Genomic DNA, 15,150 nt, shown 5'->3' on the forward strand with positions numbered 1-15,150 from the left:
ACCCCCACCTGTGACCCGGCCCTGTGGACAGTTAGTGGGCTGCCAGAAAAAGTTTCGAATGTTGTCCACAATTCGAGATCAGACCAGGTCAGATAGGGGGTCAATGTCGGTGCCGTCTGTTTGAGTGATGTCTATGGCGACCACCCCGAACGGCCCCGACGACACCGGCTCCGGTGCCCTCGGCGGCGCCGTCGGTGCGCTCGGTCTGGCCGACCATGCGTTGGCCGGCCTGGACTCCGTGCTGTGGGCCACCCGCCCCGTCGATGACCTCCTCGAAGGCGTCTCCGCGTTGGAGGCGCTGCGCGCCCACGTGGCCGCCCTCGAAGCCGAGATGCTGGCCGAGGTCCACACCCGCGCCGCCGCGAAGACCGAGCTCGCATGGGCATCGACCGGGGACTGGTTCACCCACCTCGCTGGCCTCCGCCGCGCCCAAGGCAAACGCGCCGTTGACCACGCCGGACTCCTGCGCGGTGAGCGCCGCGCCACCCTCGAAGCGCTACGTCGTGGGGACGTGTCCCCCGAGCAGGCCGCCGTGATCGTCGACGCCATCGAGCAGCTCCCCACCAACCCGACCCTCCGCGCCGAGGCCGAAGCACTCCTCCTCGCCGAGGCCGGGGTGCTGGATGCCTCCGAGCTCGCCAAAGCAGCCCGCCACCTCATCCACGTCATCGACCCCGAGCGCACCGAACGCGACCTCGAGAAAGCGCTGGACCGCGAGGAACGCTCCGCCCACCTCGACCGGTTCCTGTCCATCGTCGATGACGGCGCCGGCGGTGTCCGCGTGAAAGGCCGGGGGTCGGTGGAGGACGCCGCCATCCTCAAGGCAGCGCTCCTGCCACTCACCAAGCCGCAACCGGCCGTCGACTCTGGTGAGGAGAACGGCACCGGTGATGGCGGTTGTAGTGGTGAGGTGATCGATCCCCGCGACCACGGCGCACGCTTGTGGGACGCGTTGATTCAGAACGCCCAGCACGGCCTGGACACCGACCAGGCCCCCGAGTGCCACGGTGCAAGGCCACGGGTGACCGTCACCATCGACTACACCGCGCTCACCGGCCACCTCAACCGGACTGCGCCCACCACCCTCGAGGGTGGGATCGACTGGCCACTGCTCGGCCTCGACCACACCGGTACCACCACCGGACTCGCCACAGACCTCGCTGCCGGACTCGGGGTCACCGACGAAGGACTCACGATGTCCGCGGCCACAGCACGCAGGCTGGCCTGTGATGCCGACATCACCCCGGTCGCGCTACCCCACCCGTTGGCCGGCTCCAGCGAACAGCTCGACGTCGGCCGGGCCCACCGCCTGGTCACCCCCGCCCTGTGGCGGGCCCTCGTCGTACGCGACCACCACTGCGCGTTCCCTGCCTGCACCAGGCCCCCGGTGATGTGCCACGCCCACCACATCACCCACTGGGTCGACGGCGGCCCCACGTCGTTGGACAACATGGTGCTGCTGTGCGGGCACCACCACCGCACCATCCACCACACGCCCTGGGAAGTACGTCTCAACCCCAGCGACGGGGTGCCCGAGTTCCAACCGCCCCCACGACGGCGACACCGCGACCCCGACCGACCACCAGCCCAACCACCGGACTGGGTGCGGCACCGACCACGCCGCGAATAGCGCCCGGTGAACACGGGGGATCTCGACGTCGGGCGCTGCGCGCCCTGCTCGATCAACGAGTGCCGCGCGCGCCCTGCTCGATCAACGAGTACCGCGCGCGCACTGCTCGATCAACGGCTGCGTTGGGGCGCGGCCTGCTCGATGAACGGGCACCTGGGGCGCGTGGGCCTCGCCCGAAGCACGCCCTAGTGCGAGCATGGGCCCATGAGCGAGCACATCGAGGAGACTGTCGACCCTGCGATCGGTGAGGCGGTGCACACGGTCAGCAACCGATTCGGAGTCAAGGGGCTGGAGGACCTGATCGCCCTGGCCCAGGTCGAGCTGGATCAGGCTCGCAGCGCGCTCGAGGAACTCGCTCGCATCAACGAATGAGCATTCCTTGCCGCGCGCGACGTACCCTTGACGGCTGACCCCCCACCCGCATACCCGTGAGGTTCCGACGTGTCCGTGACTGGTCTCGACCAGCGAAGCCCTGAGTCCGTCTTCCCCCGGCTGGAGCCCAAGCTCCCGTCGGTGCAGAAGCCGATCCAGTACGTCGGCGGTGAGCTCAACTCCACCGTCAAGGAGTGGGACTGTGCCCCCGAGGGTCCGACCGTGCGTTGGACGCTGATGTACCCCGACGCCTACGAGGTCGGCCTGCCCAACCAGGGCGTGCAGATCCTCTACGAGGTGCTCAACGAGCGCGACTGGATCGTGGCCGAGCGCACGTACTCGGTGTGGGCGGACATGGAGAAGGTGATGCGCGAGGGCGACGAGCACGGTCCCATCCCGCAGTTCACCGTCGACTCCCACCGTCCGGTCGGCGCCTTCGACCTGTTCGGCGTGAGCTTCTCCACCGAGCTCGGCTACACCAACCTTCTCAACGCGCTCGACCTCGCCGGGATCCCGCTGCACGCGGTCGACCGCACCGAGGCCGACCCGGTCGTCATCGCCGGCGGACACGCAGCGTTCAACCCCGAGCCGATCTCCGACTTCATCGACGCGGCGGTCCTGGGCGACGGCGAGGAGATCGTGCTGGCGATCTCCGAGGTCGTCCGGGAGTGGAAGACGCAGGGCTGCCCCGGCAACGACGAGCTCGGCCTCTCCGGACGCGACGAGCTGCTGCGCCGCCTCGCGGTGAGCGGTGGCGTCTACGTCCCCAAGTTCTACGACGTGACCTACACACCCGACGCCGAGATCGCGGCCGTCGTACCCCGGCTGCCGGGCGTGCCGGCGCGGGTCCGCAAGCACACGCTGATGGACCTGGACGCGTGGCCCTACCCGGCCAAGCCCCTCGTGCCGCTGGCCGAGACCGTGCACGAGCGCTTCAGCGTGGAGATCTTCCGTGGCTGCACGCGCGGCTGCCGCTTCTGCCAGGCGGGAATGATCACGCGTCCGGTGCGCGAGCGCTCGATCGAGACCATCGGTGCGATGGTCGAGAACGGCATCCGCAAGTCCGGCTTCGACGAGGTCGGCCTGCTGTCGCTCTCGAGTGCCGACCACACCGAGATCGCCGAGGTCGCCAAGGGGCTGGCTGACCGCTACGAGGACTCCAACGTCTCGCTCAGCCTGCCGAGCACGCGCGTGGACGCCTTCAACATCAACCTGGCCAACGAGTTCTCCCGCAACGGCCGACGCTCGGGGCTGACGTTCGCGCCCGAGGGCGGCTCGGAGCGGATGCGCCGGGTGATCAACAAGATGGTCACCGAGCAGGACCTGATCAACACCGTCGCCGCGGCGTACTCGCACGGCTGGCGCCAGGTGAAGCTCTACTTCATGTGCGGCCTCCCGCTCGAGACCGACGAGGACGTCCTCGAGATCGCCGACCTGGCGCGCAAGGTGATCGCCAAGGGCCGCGAGGTCGCGGGCACCAACGACATCCGCTGCACCGTCTCCATCGGCGGGTTCGTGCCCAAGGCGCACACGCCGTTCCAGTGGGCCGGCCAGCTCGACCACGAGACCACCGACGCACGCCTCAAGAAGCTGCGCGACATCGTGCGTGCCGACAAGAAGTTCGCCCGTGCGATCGGCTTCCGCTACCACGACGGCAAGCCCGGCACGATTGAGGGCCTGCTCTCGCGCGGGGACCGCCGGGTCGGTCGGATCATCGAGGAGGTCTGGCGCGACGGCGGCCGCTTCGACGGCTGGAGCGAGCACTTCTCCTACGACCGCTGGGTCGCCTCCGCCGAGAAGGCGCTGGCCGGCACCGATGTCGACCTCGACTGGTACACCACCCGCGAGCGCGGCTACGACGAGGTGCTGCCCTGGGACCACCTGGACTCCGGTCTCGACAAGGACTGGCTGTGGGCCGACTGGGAGGACGCCATCGCGGCGGGCGACCCGGACGGCGACTTCACTGAGGTCGAGGACTGCCGCTGGACGCCCTGCTACGACTGTGGCGTGTGCCCGGAGATGAACACCGAGATCCAGATCGGTCCCACCGGTCGCCAGCTCCTCCCGCTCAGCGTCGTCTGACGCCGAGTCGGCGCGGTCGCACCCGCGCCGACTCGACCGTCGTACGGCGTGCGCTTGCGCCGACTCGACCGTCGTACGGCGTGCGCTTGCGCCGACTCGACCGCGTGCGTTCGCGCCTGCTCAGCGGGGGGTGAGGTGGTCCTCGATGTAGGCGGGGCGGGCGCAGTAGAGGCCGACGGCCAGCTGTGGGACCACCAGCGCGAGCAGGAAGCTGATCGGCCAGGTCCAGCCGCCGGTGGCGTCGTAGAGCGCACCGACGATGAACGGCCCCGCGGCCGCGATCAGGTAGCCCGCCGACTGGGTGAAGCCGGACAGTGCGGCAGTGCCCGAGGGGGTGCGCGAGCGCAGGCCGATCATCGTCAGCACCAGCGGGAAGGTGCAGGCGCCGATGCCGATCAGCAGTGCCCACAGCGGTGCCAGCTTGTACGGCGCGATCATCAGACCGATGTAGCCGATCGGGTAGCAGGACATCACGGCCAGCAGGATGCCGCGCTGGTCCGAGCGCCGGGCCGCTGCGGCGGGCAGCCACAGCGACAGCGGGATGCTCACCGCGGCGACGATGCCGAGGATCAGACCCGCAGCGGTGGCCGACCAGCCGCTGTCGCGCCAGAGCTGGGCGAACCAGCCGAAGACCGCGTAGGCGTGGATGGACTGCAGCCCGAAGAACAGCGCCATCGCCCACCCGAGCCGGGTCCGCGCGACCTCGCCGAGTCGTACGCCGTGGGCCCCGGCGTCGAGGTGACGGTCGTGGGCGACCAGCCGCAGCCAGGGGAGCGCCGCCACCAGGGCGAGCACCGCCCAGGTGCCGATGCCGGCACGCCACCCGCCGGCCGCCTCGGCGATGGGCACCGTGAGCATCAGCGCGGCGGTGATGCCGATGGCCATCGCCGTCGTGTAGAGCGCGGTCACCCGGCCCACCCGGTCGGGGAAGTGCAGCTTCACCAGCGACGGCAGCAGCACGTTGGCGGTCGCCATCCCGGCCAGCGCCAGCGCTGACAGGACGAGGAAGGGCAGCGTGGAGGAGACCGCAGCCCGTCCGCCCAGGCCCACGACGACGGCGACCAGGCTCAGCAGCGTGACGCGGTGGACGCCGATGGCCCGGGCCAGCGCCGGCGCCGCTGCGCCGAACACCGCGAACGCGACGACCGGCAGCGAGGTGAGCAGACCCGCTGTCGTGTGGGACATGCCCACGCCGTCGGTGACCTCGGCGAGGACCGGGCCCACGCTGACTGCGGCCGGACGCAGGTTGAAGGCGAGCAGCACCAGACCCGCGAGCGCCAGCCAGGGGGCGAGACCCATCCCGGGCCGACCACCCGGCTGCCCGGGCTCGCTGGGCAGCTCGGACTCGAGGGGATCGCCGGACAGGGCGGAGGGTCCGTCCGGGGACGACGACGTGGCAGGGTGGGACTCGAAACGCTCAGACACCAGGTGATGCTCTCAGGCTGCTCGAACCGCCGGCGGTCGGGGGACCTGTCACGGGCCCGCCGAAGCCCACGCACGAGGAGGCCGCTTGCGCCACATCACCGACGACGAGCGGCGAGCGCGTCTCGCCGTACGTCACGGGTTGGCAGTGGGCACCCGCCTCCCCGACGCGGTGAGCGCGACCCGCGCGATGACCGTGCTGCACGCCACCGAGCCGGCGACGGTGCACCTGTCCCTGGCGGCGCGCGTGGACGGTCTGGCCACGGCCGACGTCGACGCCGAGCTGTACGACGAGCGCTCGCTGGTCAAGCAGCTGGCGATGCGCCGCACCCTCTTCGTCTTCCCCCGCGACCTGCTCCCCGCCGCGTGGGGGAGCGCGTCGGCTCGCGTGGCGGCGACCGAGCGCAGGCGGCTGGCCAAGGACGTCGTGGCCTCCGGCATCGCCCCCGACGGGGCGGAGTGGGTCGAGGCGGCCTGCGCGGCCGTCGAGGCACGGCTGGCCGGGGGCGAGGAGCTCTCCACCCAGGAGCTGCGCGAGCAGCTGCCGGAGCTCGACGGCCGGGTGGTGGTGACCCCGGAGAAGTCCTATGGCGGGGCGTTCCCGGTCGCGCCGCGGGTGCTCACCGTGCTCGGCGCCGAGGCGCGCGTCGTCCGGGGCCGCAACGCCACGCACTGGCGCGGCTCACGACCGCGCTACGCGGCGATGGAGCGCTGGTTGGGGGAGCGACCCGAGCCGTGGGGGAGCCGGGAGGGCTACGCCGAGCTGGTCCGCCGCTGGCTGCGCACGTTCGGACCCGGCACCAGCGCGGACCTGCGGTGGTGGCTGGGAGCGACCGGTGCCGCCGTGAGCGCCGCTCTGGCCGACGTCGAGGCCGTGGAGGTGTCTCTCGACGGCGCGACGACGGGCTGGGTGCTGCCCGACGACCTCGACCCCGTGGCGTACGGCGAGCCCTGGGCGGCGCTGCTGCCGGTCCTCGACCCCACGACGATGGGCTGGCAGGAGCGCGGCTTCCTGCTCGGGCCGCACGGGTCGGTCCTCTTCGACCGCAACGGCAACGCCGGCACCACCGCCTGGTGGAACGGCCGCATCGTGGGCTGCTGGGTGCAGGACGCCGACGGCGTCGTCGAGGTGGTTCCCGCCGAGCCACTCGACCCGGCCGCCGAGCGGGCCCTCGCCACCGAGGCGGAGCGCCTCACCTCCTGGATCGGCGGCGTCCGGGTGGGCACGGTCTATCCGTCACCGCTGATGAGGCAGGCCCGAGGGAGCTAGGGACGCGGCAGCACCAGACTCGAGAGCACCAGACTCGAGAACACGGCGGCGCCCACGTAGGTCCCGGCGATCAGGGCCAGTCCGAAGCGCCGCCACCGCCACGACCGGGCGGCGCCGAGGCCGGCGACGAGAATGAGGGCCGCCCAGCCGCCGGCGACCGGGGCCCAGGACCCGAGCTCGGAGAGGCTGAGGCCAGGCTCCCCGTCGTCGGTGCCCCACCACGCGGCTGCGGAGAGGGCGAGCTGGACCGACAGCCCGCCGAGGAGGCCCCACCAGGCGCTGACGCGCTCCGCCCCGGGCTCATGGTGGGTGAGCGACCTGTCGGTCGTGCTCGGTGTGTCCTCCCGGCCGGTCCGCGGGTCCGTGCTCAGTCCGTCACCCGGTGCACGACCTGGGCGCTGGACTGGTCGCGCGCCAGCATCAGGATCTGGTCGATGTTGACGTGCGGCGGCCGGGTGGCCACCCAGCGCACGGTCTCGGCCACGTCGTCGGCGGTCAGCGGCGTGACTCCGGCATAGACGGCGTCGGCCTTCGCCTGGTCACCCTCGAAGCGGACCAGGCTGAACTCCGTCTCCACCATGCCCGGGTCGATCTCGGACACCCGGACCGGCTGGCCGAGCAGCTCGATGCGCAGCACCCGGGTCAGCGCGGCGACGCCGTGCTTGGCGGCGTTGTAGCCGGCGCCGCCGCGGTAGGGCTCACGGGCCGCGATCGACCCGATGTTGATGACCTGGCCGTCGCCCGAGGCGATCAGCATCGGCAGCAGCGCCTTGGTCATCCGCAGCGTGCCCAGCACGTTCACCTCGTACATCCAGCGCCAGCCCTCGATGTCGGCCTGCCCCACGGGATCGGCCCCGAGCGCGCCGCCGGCGTTGTTGACGAGCAGGTCGCAGCGCTCGAGGCGACCCACGAACTCGGCGACCGATGCGTCGTCGGTCACGTCGAGGGGGTACGCCGTCGCGCCGCAGGCCTCAGCCACCTCGGTGAGCCGGTCGACGCGGCGCGCGCCGACCACGACGTCGTACCCCGCGCCGGCCAGCGCTCGTGCGGTGGCCGCTCCGATCCCGCTGCTGGCTCCGGTGACGACGGCGACGGGACGGGTGCTGCTCATGCGTGCTCCTCGGGGTGGCGGCCCTGATGACGGTGGGAGCCAGGAGCATAAGGTGTCCGGGTGCGCGACCAGCCAGAGCAGCAGGCCCCTCCCGTCCAGCGTCTCCGGATCCGGTACGCGAAGCGCGGACGCCTGCGCTTCACCAGCCACCGTGACTTCAGCCGCGCCTTCGAGCGGGCGGTGTTCCGCGCCCGCATCCCGATGGCCTACTCGTCAGGATTCAACCCGCACCCACGGATCTCCTACGCGGGTGCGGCGCCGACGGGGTCGGCCAGCGAGGCGGAGTTCCTCGAGATCGGGCTCGCCGAGGTCGTCGATCCCCAAGCCGTGCACGTCGCGCTGGACGAGGCGCTGCCCACGGGACTCGACGTCCTCGAGGTCGCGGTCTCGCCCGGCGGGTCGCTGGCCGACCTATTGGAGGCGAGCCGCTGGGCCATCGACATCGAGGCAGCCCCCGCGGACACGGCCCGAGCGGTGGAGGCCTTCCTGGCCACCGAGAGCGTGACCGTGGAGCGGATGACCAAGAAGGGGCTGCGCGCCTTCGACTGCCGCGAGGCCGTGATCGCGCTCGCCGCCGCTCCCGCGCCCACCGGCTCCGGCAGCCGCGTGGACCTCGTCGTACGCCATGCCGTGCCCTCGGTCCGACCCGACGACGTGCTGACCGGCCTGCGGCAGGTCAGCGGACTCGAGACGGGAGCGGCGCCGCTGCTGACCCGCATCGCCCAGGGACCCCTGGACGCCGAGACGGGCACGGTGGGCGACCCGCTGGTCTCCTGACATGCCGAGATCCTGGCTCGCGTGTGCGATACTCGCCACGGTCGTAGGTGTGGTCCCAACGCCGCGCGCTTCGACCCGACGACGTTCTCGCCGGTCCGGACAATCGGGTCGGCACAACGGATGAAGGTCGTCACCAGACCGCGACGCGGCCGGACCGTCTGTGACAGGGACAGCCCGGGCCCGACGACCGCGGCAGGTGAACGACGCGCAGCCGTTGACGCATCCCGCGGAGGGGGTCGCCGCCACACGCAGGCTTTGCGTCGCCGGTCCTGAGCATTCGGGCCGCGGCGTCGGACATGCTCGGCGCGCACCACGCAGCCGGGCAGAGGAGCACACATGCTCGACGAGAACCCGGCCGACGAGTCGACCACCTCCACCCCGGACGAGTCCGGTGCGACCGGAGCGGAGGAGACCGCCGCACCGCCGCCCCGCAAGCGGGCGGCGCGCAAGACCACCAAGTCGGCCGCGAGCAAGACGGCCGCAGCCGAGCCGGCCCCGGCTGAGCCGGCCGAGACGGGCCAGAGCGAGACGGCTGGGACTGCTGAGTCCAAGCCCACCGTGACGAAGACCGTGCGCAAGACCACCGCACGCCGTACGACGAAGAAGGCGGCCGCCGCGCCCGCCGAGGAGCTGCCCGTCGAGGGAGCTCCGACGGATGTGGCCCCAGACGTGACTCCGGTCGCCGAGGAGAAGCCCGCACCGCGCAAGCGAGCGGCCAGGAAGACGGCTGCGGCCAAGCCCGCCGCCAGCGAGACGCCGGCTGAGGCGCCCCAGGATGGGACGCCCGAGGCCGAGACATCCGATGCTGGGACGTCCGAGGCTGCTGCGCCCGCGAAGAAGGCTCCCGCCAAGCGCACGCGCAAGAAGGCCGTCGCCGCGCCGGCCGAGCAGCTGCCGATCGAGGCGGAGACCCCGGTCGCGACTCCGGAGGAGACCGAGGAGGAGATCGAGGCTCGCCTCGCTCTCGAGGCCGCCGCCGCGCTGGCGCCGTCGGGGACCACCCCGTCGACCGCACCCCAGACCGCCCTGCTCTTCCAGGCCCCGGACCCGACGAAGGCCGTGCGCCGCCCGCGCAAGGCCGCCGCCAAGAAGACCGCCGCGCCCGCCGCGGACGCCCCGGACTCGGACGAGGCCGCCTCCCAGCCTGCCGCTGCCCCGGCCGCTGCCGAGGGTGAGACGTCCGACGCGCCGGCTCCTCGCAAGCGGTCGCGCCGCCGGCCCGCTGCCGAGACGCCCGAGCCCACCGGGGACGTCACCGAGGCCCCGTCGACCGATTCGGTCGAGGGGGAGTCCGAGGACCAGAGCGAGGCTGCCCCGAGCCAGCCGCGGACCCGCTCGAGCCGCCGCGGTGGCCGGGCCGCGCGTCCGGCTGCAGACGTCGAGGACGAGTCCGACGACAGCTCGGACGACGACACGGACACCGACGACAACGACACCGACAACGACACCGAGGGCGGCAGCAGCAACCGTCGCCGTCGCCGCCGCGGCGGCCGCCGTCGCCGCAAGACGGGCGACGACGCCTCCAACGGTGACCAGGACTCCGACGACCAGGACGGCGAGGCCGACTCCTCGGACGCCGAGCCCGCCCGCGGCTCGAGCGACAACGACGACCAGCAGGAGTCCGGCGAGGGCGGTACGTCGCGTCGCCGGCGTCGTCGCCGTCGTGCCGGTGACGACTCGGGCGGCGAGAACGACGAGCCCGAGAACACCGTCACCCGCGTGCGCCGCCCCCGGTCGGCCGAGGACGAGATCACCTCGATCTCGGGCTCGACCCGCCTCGAGGCGAAGAAGCAGCGCCGCCGCGACGGTCGCGAGGCCGGGCGCCGCCGCGCGCCGATCGTGAGCGAGGCCGAGTTCCTGGCCCGCCGCGAGTCGGTGGACCGCGTGATGGTCATCCGCCAGCGCGGCGACCTCACCCAGATCGGCGTGCTCGAGGACAAGGTCCTGGTCGAGCACTACGTGGCGCGCGAGTCGCAGACGTCGCTGATCGGCAACGTCTACCTCGGTCGCGTGCAGAACGTGCTGCCCTCCATGGAGGCCGCCTTCGTCGACATCGGCAAGGGCCGCAACGCGGTCCTCTACGCCGGCGAGGTGAACTGGTCCTCGCTCGGGCACAAGGACAACCAGCCCCGCAAGATCGAGTCGGTCCTCTCGTCCGGCCAGTCGATCCTGGTGCAGGTCACCAAGGACCCGATCGGTCACAAGGGCGCCCGGCTGACGAGCCAGGTCAGCCTCGCCGGCCGGTTCCTCGTCTACGTGCCCGACGGCACGACCAGCGGCATCTCCCGCAAGCTGCCCGACACCGAGCGCAGCCGCCTCAAGGCGCTGCTCAAGGAGATCGTCCCGGAGGGCGCCGGCGTCATCGTGCGCACCGCGGCCGAAGGAGCCAGCGAGGAGGAGCTGACCCGCGACGTCGAGCGGCTCACGGCGCGCTGGAAGGACATCGAGTCCAAGACCAAGGGCAGCTCGCCCCAGATGCTCTACGGCGAGCCGGACCTGACCCTCAAGGTGGTCCGCGACCTGTTCACCGAGGACTTCTCCAAGCTCGTCATCCAGGGTGACGACGCCTGGGAGACGGTGCAGAACTACGTCTCCCACGTGGCGCCCGACCTCGTGGAGCGCCTGGAGCGCTACGACGAGACGCAGGGCCCGGACATCTTCGCCACCTACCGGGTGGACGAGCAGATCGCCAAGGGGCTCGACCGCAAGGTCTGGCTGCCCTCGGGTGGCTCCCTGGTCATCGACCGCACCGAGGCGATGACCGTCGTCGACGTCAACACCGGCAAGTTCACCGGCTCCGGGGGCAACCTCGAGGAGACCGTCACCAAGAACAACCTCGAGGCCGCCGAGGAGATCGTCCGCCAGCTCCGGCTGCGCGACATCGGCGGCATCATCGTCGTCGACTTCATCGACATGGTGCTCGAGTCCAACCGCGACCTCGTGCTGCGCCGTCTGGTCGAGTGCCTGGGGCGTGACCGCACCAAGCACCAGGTGGCCGAGGTGACCTCGCTGGGTCTGGTGCAGATGACGCGCAAGCGGATCGGCACCGGTCTGGTCGAGTCCTTCAGCGAGAACTGCGACCACTGCCAGGGCCGTGGCGTCGTGATCCACGACGCGCCGGTCGAGCCTCGCGGTGCCGAGGACGAGGGCCGTCGCGGCGCTCGTCGCAGCCGTGGCGGCAAGGGTCGCGACTCCGGCGGGGACAACCGCGGGGACAACCGCGGGGACAACCGCGGGGACACCCGCGGCTCCGACGGCGGAGCGGGAGGCGGATCCGGAGACGGGCGTCCGGTCGTCGTTCCCACCCCCAAGGACATCGCCGCTGTGGCGCGACCCGAGAACGCCGAGAAGCCCCCGGTCGACGAGGCCGAGGCGCCGGAGGCGCCCTCGTCGACCCAGCCCGCCGCCGATGAGCCGGCAGGCGCCGGCGCAGGGGTGACGACGGAGACCGAGGCGCCCCAGGTCCGCACCCGGTCCCGGCGCTCGCGTGGTCGGGGCGGTGCCAACCGCGCCGAGCAGGCGGAGTCGCCCGAGGCCGAGTCTGCTCCGGAGCCGGCAGCCCAGTCGGTTGCCCAGTCGGCAGCCCAGCCCGTTGCCCAGCCGGACGCCCCGGTGACTGCTGACCCGGCGCCGGTCGTCGCGCCGGAGCCGGTCCCGTCCGAGACCCGGCCCGAGGAGGTGCCCGAGCCCACTCCCGTCGGGACCTCCCAGGTCACCACGCGGGTCGTGCGCACCCGCCGCGCCCCGCGCGTGGTCACCACCGCCCCGGTGGCGGTGAAGGTCCAGGAGCAGCCCGACCCCACGTCCGTCGCCGAGGCGCCCCTCGTGACGCCGCCGGCACCCAAGGTCGTGACCCGCACCCGTGGACGCCGTACGGCGGCTCCGGGCGCGGGCAGTGGCTCGGGGGAGGGTGGCGAGACCGGTGCTGAATCCGGCGACGACACCCCCCACGTGCCCGTGAAGAACAAGGGCGCCCGCAAGCGCTGAGGGCGACCGGGTCCTCGCCTCGCCGAGGCGGACGACCCCCGCGAGGGGTTCGTTTTGCGGTGAGGACCCGGTGTCCGTAGTATTGACCCTCGGCGTGCCCCGACGATTGGTCGTGGGTGCCCTTCTGTGTGGAACCCCCACCCGGTGCTCGGCCTCGCGGCCGTGTGCCCAGCGCTCGTCCAGAGCGGCCGGTGGTGGCGCCCCAGACCCGGACTTACATGCAGCAAAACGACGAAGGAGACCGCGGTGTACGCGATCGTGCGCGCAGGCGCCACCCAGCAGAAGGTTGCCGTCGGCGACGTCATCGAGATCGACAAGCTGACCACCGGTGTCGGCGAGTCGGTGAAGCTGCCGGTCGTGCTCGTGGTCGACGGCGAGACGATCACCTCGGACGCTGCCAAGCTCGGCAAGGCTTCTGTCACGGTTGAGGTCATGGGTGCCACCAAGGGCCCCAAGATCATCATCCAGAAGTTCAAGAACAAGACCGGCTACAAGAAGCGCCAGGGTCACCGTCAGAAGTACACCCAGGTGAAGGTCACCGACATCTCCCTCTGAGCTTGCCTCAGCGGCCGGGCTCTGCAATCGACTAAGGACTGAACTCATGGCACACAAGAAGGGCGCAGCCTCGACCAAGAACGGTCGGGACTCAAACTCTCAGCGTCTGGGCGTCAAGCGCTACGGCGGCCAGGCCGTCAACGCCGGCGAGATCATCGTGCGCCAGCGCGGCACCCACTTCCACCCCGGCAGCGGCGTCGGCCGCGGCGGGGACGACACCCTCTTCGCCCTGGTCGCCGGTGACGTCGAGTTCGGCACCAAGCGCGGTCGCCGGGTCGTCAACATCGTCCCTGGCGAGTGACCTGACGCTTTCGTCTGTCACAGACCTCACCGAAGGGCGTCCCTAGAATCGGGGGACGCCCTTTCGGCATTTCTCATTACCCTCAGGAGTACCCATGGCTGTCCCGACGTTCGTCGACCGGGTCACGCTCCACATCAGCGCCGGTCGCGGTGGCAACGGAGTCGCCTCCGTCCACCGTGAGAAGTTCAAGCCGCTGGGCGGACCCGACGGCGGCAACGGCGGGCCGGGTGGCTCGGTGATCCTGCGTGTCGACCCCAACGTCACGACGCTGGTGGACTACTACCACAGCCCCAAGCGGGTCGCCGAGCACGGCGGCCACGGTGCCGGCGCGCACAAGAACGGCGCCCACGGCGCCGACATCGTGCTGCCGGTCCCCGACGGCACTGTGGTCAGCGACAAGCACGGCAACGTCCTCGGCGACATGGTCGGCGCCGGCACCGAGATGGTCATCGCCAGCGGTGGCCGTGGGGGGCTCGGCAACGCCGCGCTCGCCTCCTCCAAGCGCAAGGCCCCCGGCTTCGCCCTGCTCGGCGAGCCGGGCGACGAGATCGACGCCGTCCTCGAGCTCAAGGTCGTGGCCGACATCGGCCTGGTCGGCTTCCCGAGCGCCGGGAAGTCGTCGCTGATCGCGGCCATCTCCCGGGCCCGTCCGAAGATCGCCGACTATCCCTTCACGACGCTGGTCCCCAACCTCGGGGTGGTCACGGCCGGCGAGACGACGTTCACCGTCGCGGACGTGCCCGGACTCATCGAGGGTGCCAGCGACGGACGCGGCCTCGGCCACGACTTCCTGCGCCACATCGAGCGGTGCGCCGCGCTGGTGCACGTGATCGACACCGCCACGATGGAGCCCGGTCGCAACCCGATCGAGGACCTCGAGATCATCGAGAACGAGCTCAGCCGCTACGGAGGCCTCGAGGGGCGCCCGCGCCTCGTGGCGCTCAACAAGATCGACGTGCCCGACGGTCGCGAGATCGCCGACATGGTCGTCGACGAGCTGCGCGAGCGCGGCCTGTTCGTCTACCCGGTCTCGGCCGCGTCGGGCGCCGGCATGAAGGAGCTCACCTACGCGATGGCCGAGATCGTCCAGGCGGCCCGTGCCACTCAGACGACCACCGAGGCCACCCGCATCGTGATCCGTCCCCGGGGCGTGGACCAGAAGGGCGACTTCGAGGTCACCCGCACCGGTGACGGCTGGCGGGTGCTGGGGGAGAAGCCCGAGCGCTGGGTGCGCCAGACCGACTTCAGCAACGACGAGGCGGTGGGCTTCCTCGCCGACCGGCTCAACCGGATCGGCGTGGAGACCAAGCTCGTCGAGCTCGGCGCCGTCGAGGGCGACACCGTCCTCATCGGCGACCCCGACAACTCGGTGGTCTTCGACTTCAAGCCCGGGATCGACGCCGGAGCGGAGATGCTCGGGCGTCGCGGCGAGGACCAGCGCTTCGAGGAGTCGCGCCCGGCGGCCCGCCGCCGCCGCGCGATCGACGAGCTGCTGCCCGACCGTGCGGAGAACGAGACCCGCGCCGACGTCGCCCGCCGCCTCGACAAGGAGGCACGGCCCAACGTGGGTCCGATGTCCTACGAGATCGGCAGCGCCGACGACCCCGACTGGGCGGAGTCCGACCCCGACGCGAGCCGGTGAC

General features: G+C 71.7%; 11 protein-coding genes. 9 read left to right on the plus strand and 2 right to left on the minus strand.

The annotated features are described in order from the left end of the window. Positions 1-133 precede the first annotated feature (133 nt). The 3 genes from ACYU7L_RS14190 to ACYU7L_RS14200 all read left to right on the plus strand — a co-directional run bounded on the left by ACYU7L_RS14190 (position 134) and on the right by ACYU7L_RS14200 (position 4,084). On the plus strand, positions 134-1,630 hold the full coding sequence (locus ACYU7L_RS14190) for an HNH endonuclease signature motif containing protein (protein WP_460797742.1): 1,497 nt from the start codon (positions 134-136) through the stop codon (positions 1,628-1,630). Between the two features lie 204 nt (positions 1,631-1,834). Continuing rightward, positions 1,835-2,002, plus strand: a complete 168-nt coding sequence (locus ACYU7L_RS14195; protein WP_460797744.1) for a hypothetical protein — start codon at positions 1,835-1,837, stop codon at positions 2,000-2,002. Positions 2,003-2,077: 75 nt separating this feature from the next. Continuing rightward, a complete protein-coding gene (locus ACYU7L_RS14200; RefSeq protein WP_460798804.1) occupies positions 2,078-4,084 on the plus strand; it encodes a TIGR03960 family B12-binding radical SAM protein in 2,007 nt (668 codons plus the stop codon). Positions 4,085-4,204: 120 nt separating this feature from the next. On the opposite strand, the gene ACYU7L_RS14205 is transcribed toward ACYU7L_RS14200, so the two are convergent. After that, complete coding sequence (locus ACYU7L_RS14205) at positions 4,205-5,509, minus strand: MFS transporter (protein WP_460797746.1); 1,305 nt, start codon at positions 5,507-5,509, stop codon at positions 4,205-4,207. 85 nt (positions 5,510-5,594) lie between these two features. Here ACYU7L_RS14205 and ACYU7L_RS14210 point away from each other — a divergent pair, with 85 nt between their 5' ends. Further along, positions 5,595-6,776 (plus strand): winged helix DNA-binding domain-containing protein, encoded by a 1,182-nt coding sequence (locus ACYU7L_RS14210; RefSeq protein ID WP_460797748.1) that lies wholly within the window; start codon positions 5,595-5,597, stop codon positions 6,774-6,776. Between the two features lie 367 nt (positions 6,777-7,143). Here ACYU7L_RS14210 and ACYU7L_RS14215 read toward each other — a convergent pair whose 3' ends face one another. Next, positions 7,144-7,887 carry an SDR family NAD(P)-dependent oxidoreductase gene (locus ACYU7L_RS14215; RefSeq protein WP_460797750.1) on the minus strand — a complete coding sequence of 248 codons (744 nt, stop codon included), beginning with the start codon at positions 7,885-7,887 and terminating at the stop codon, positions 7,144-7,146. A 60-nt stretch (positions 7,888-7,947) separates the two neighbouring features. Here ACYU7L_RS14215 and ACYU7L_RS14220 point away from each other — a divergent pair, with 60 nt between their 5' ends. The 5 genes from ACYU7L_RS14220 to obgE all read left to right on the plus strand — a co-directional run bounded on the left by ACYU7L_RS14220 (position 7,948) and on the right by obgE (position 15,149). Further along, on the plus strand, positions 7,948-8,664 hold the full coding sequence (locus ACYU7L_RS14220; protein WP_460797752.1) for a TIGR03936 family radical SAM-associated protein: 717 nt from the start codon (positions 7,948-7,950) through the stop codon (positions 8,662-8,664). Between the two features lie 336 nt (positions 8,665-9,000). Beyond that, on the plus strand, positions 9,001-12,651 hold the full coding sequence (locus ACYU7L_RS14225) for an Rne/Rng family ribonuclease (protein ID WP_460797754.1): 3,651 nt from the start codon (positions 9,001-9,003) through the stop codon (positions 12,649-12,651). A gap of 246 nt (positions 12,652-12,897) precedes the next feature. After that, the gene (gene rplU / locus ACYU7L_RS14230) at positions 12,898-13,206 is read left to right on the plus strand and encodes a 50S ribosomal protein L21 (RefSeq protein WP_460797756.1); all 309 of its coding nucleotides are present in this window, start codon (positions 12,898-12,900) and stop codon (positions 13,204-13,206) included. Positions 13,207-13,252: 46 nt separating this feature from the next. Then, complete coding sequence (rpmA, locus tag ACYU7L_RS14235) at positions 13,253-13,507, plus strand: 50S ribosomal protein L27 (protein ID WP_460797757.1); 255 nt, start codon at positions 13,253-13,255, stop codon at positions 13,505-13,507. A gap of 94 nt (positions 13,508-13,601) precedes the next feature. Then, on the plus strand, positions 13,602-15,149 hold the full coding sequence (gene obgE / locus ACYU7L_RS14240; RefSeq protein WP_460797758.1) for a GTPase ObgE: 1,548 nt from the start codon (positions 13,602-13,604) through the stop codon (positions 15,147-15,149). Position 15,150 lies beyond the last annotated feature (1 nt).

The sequence above is a fragment of the Nocardioides pacificus genome, assembly GCF_054775955.1.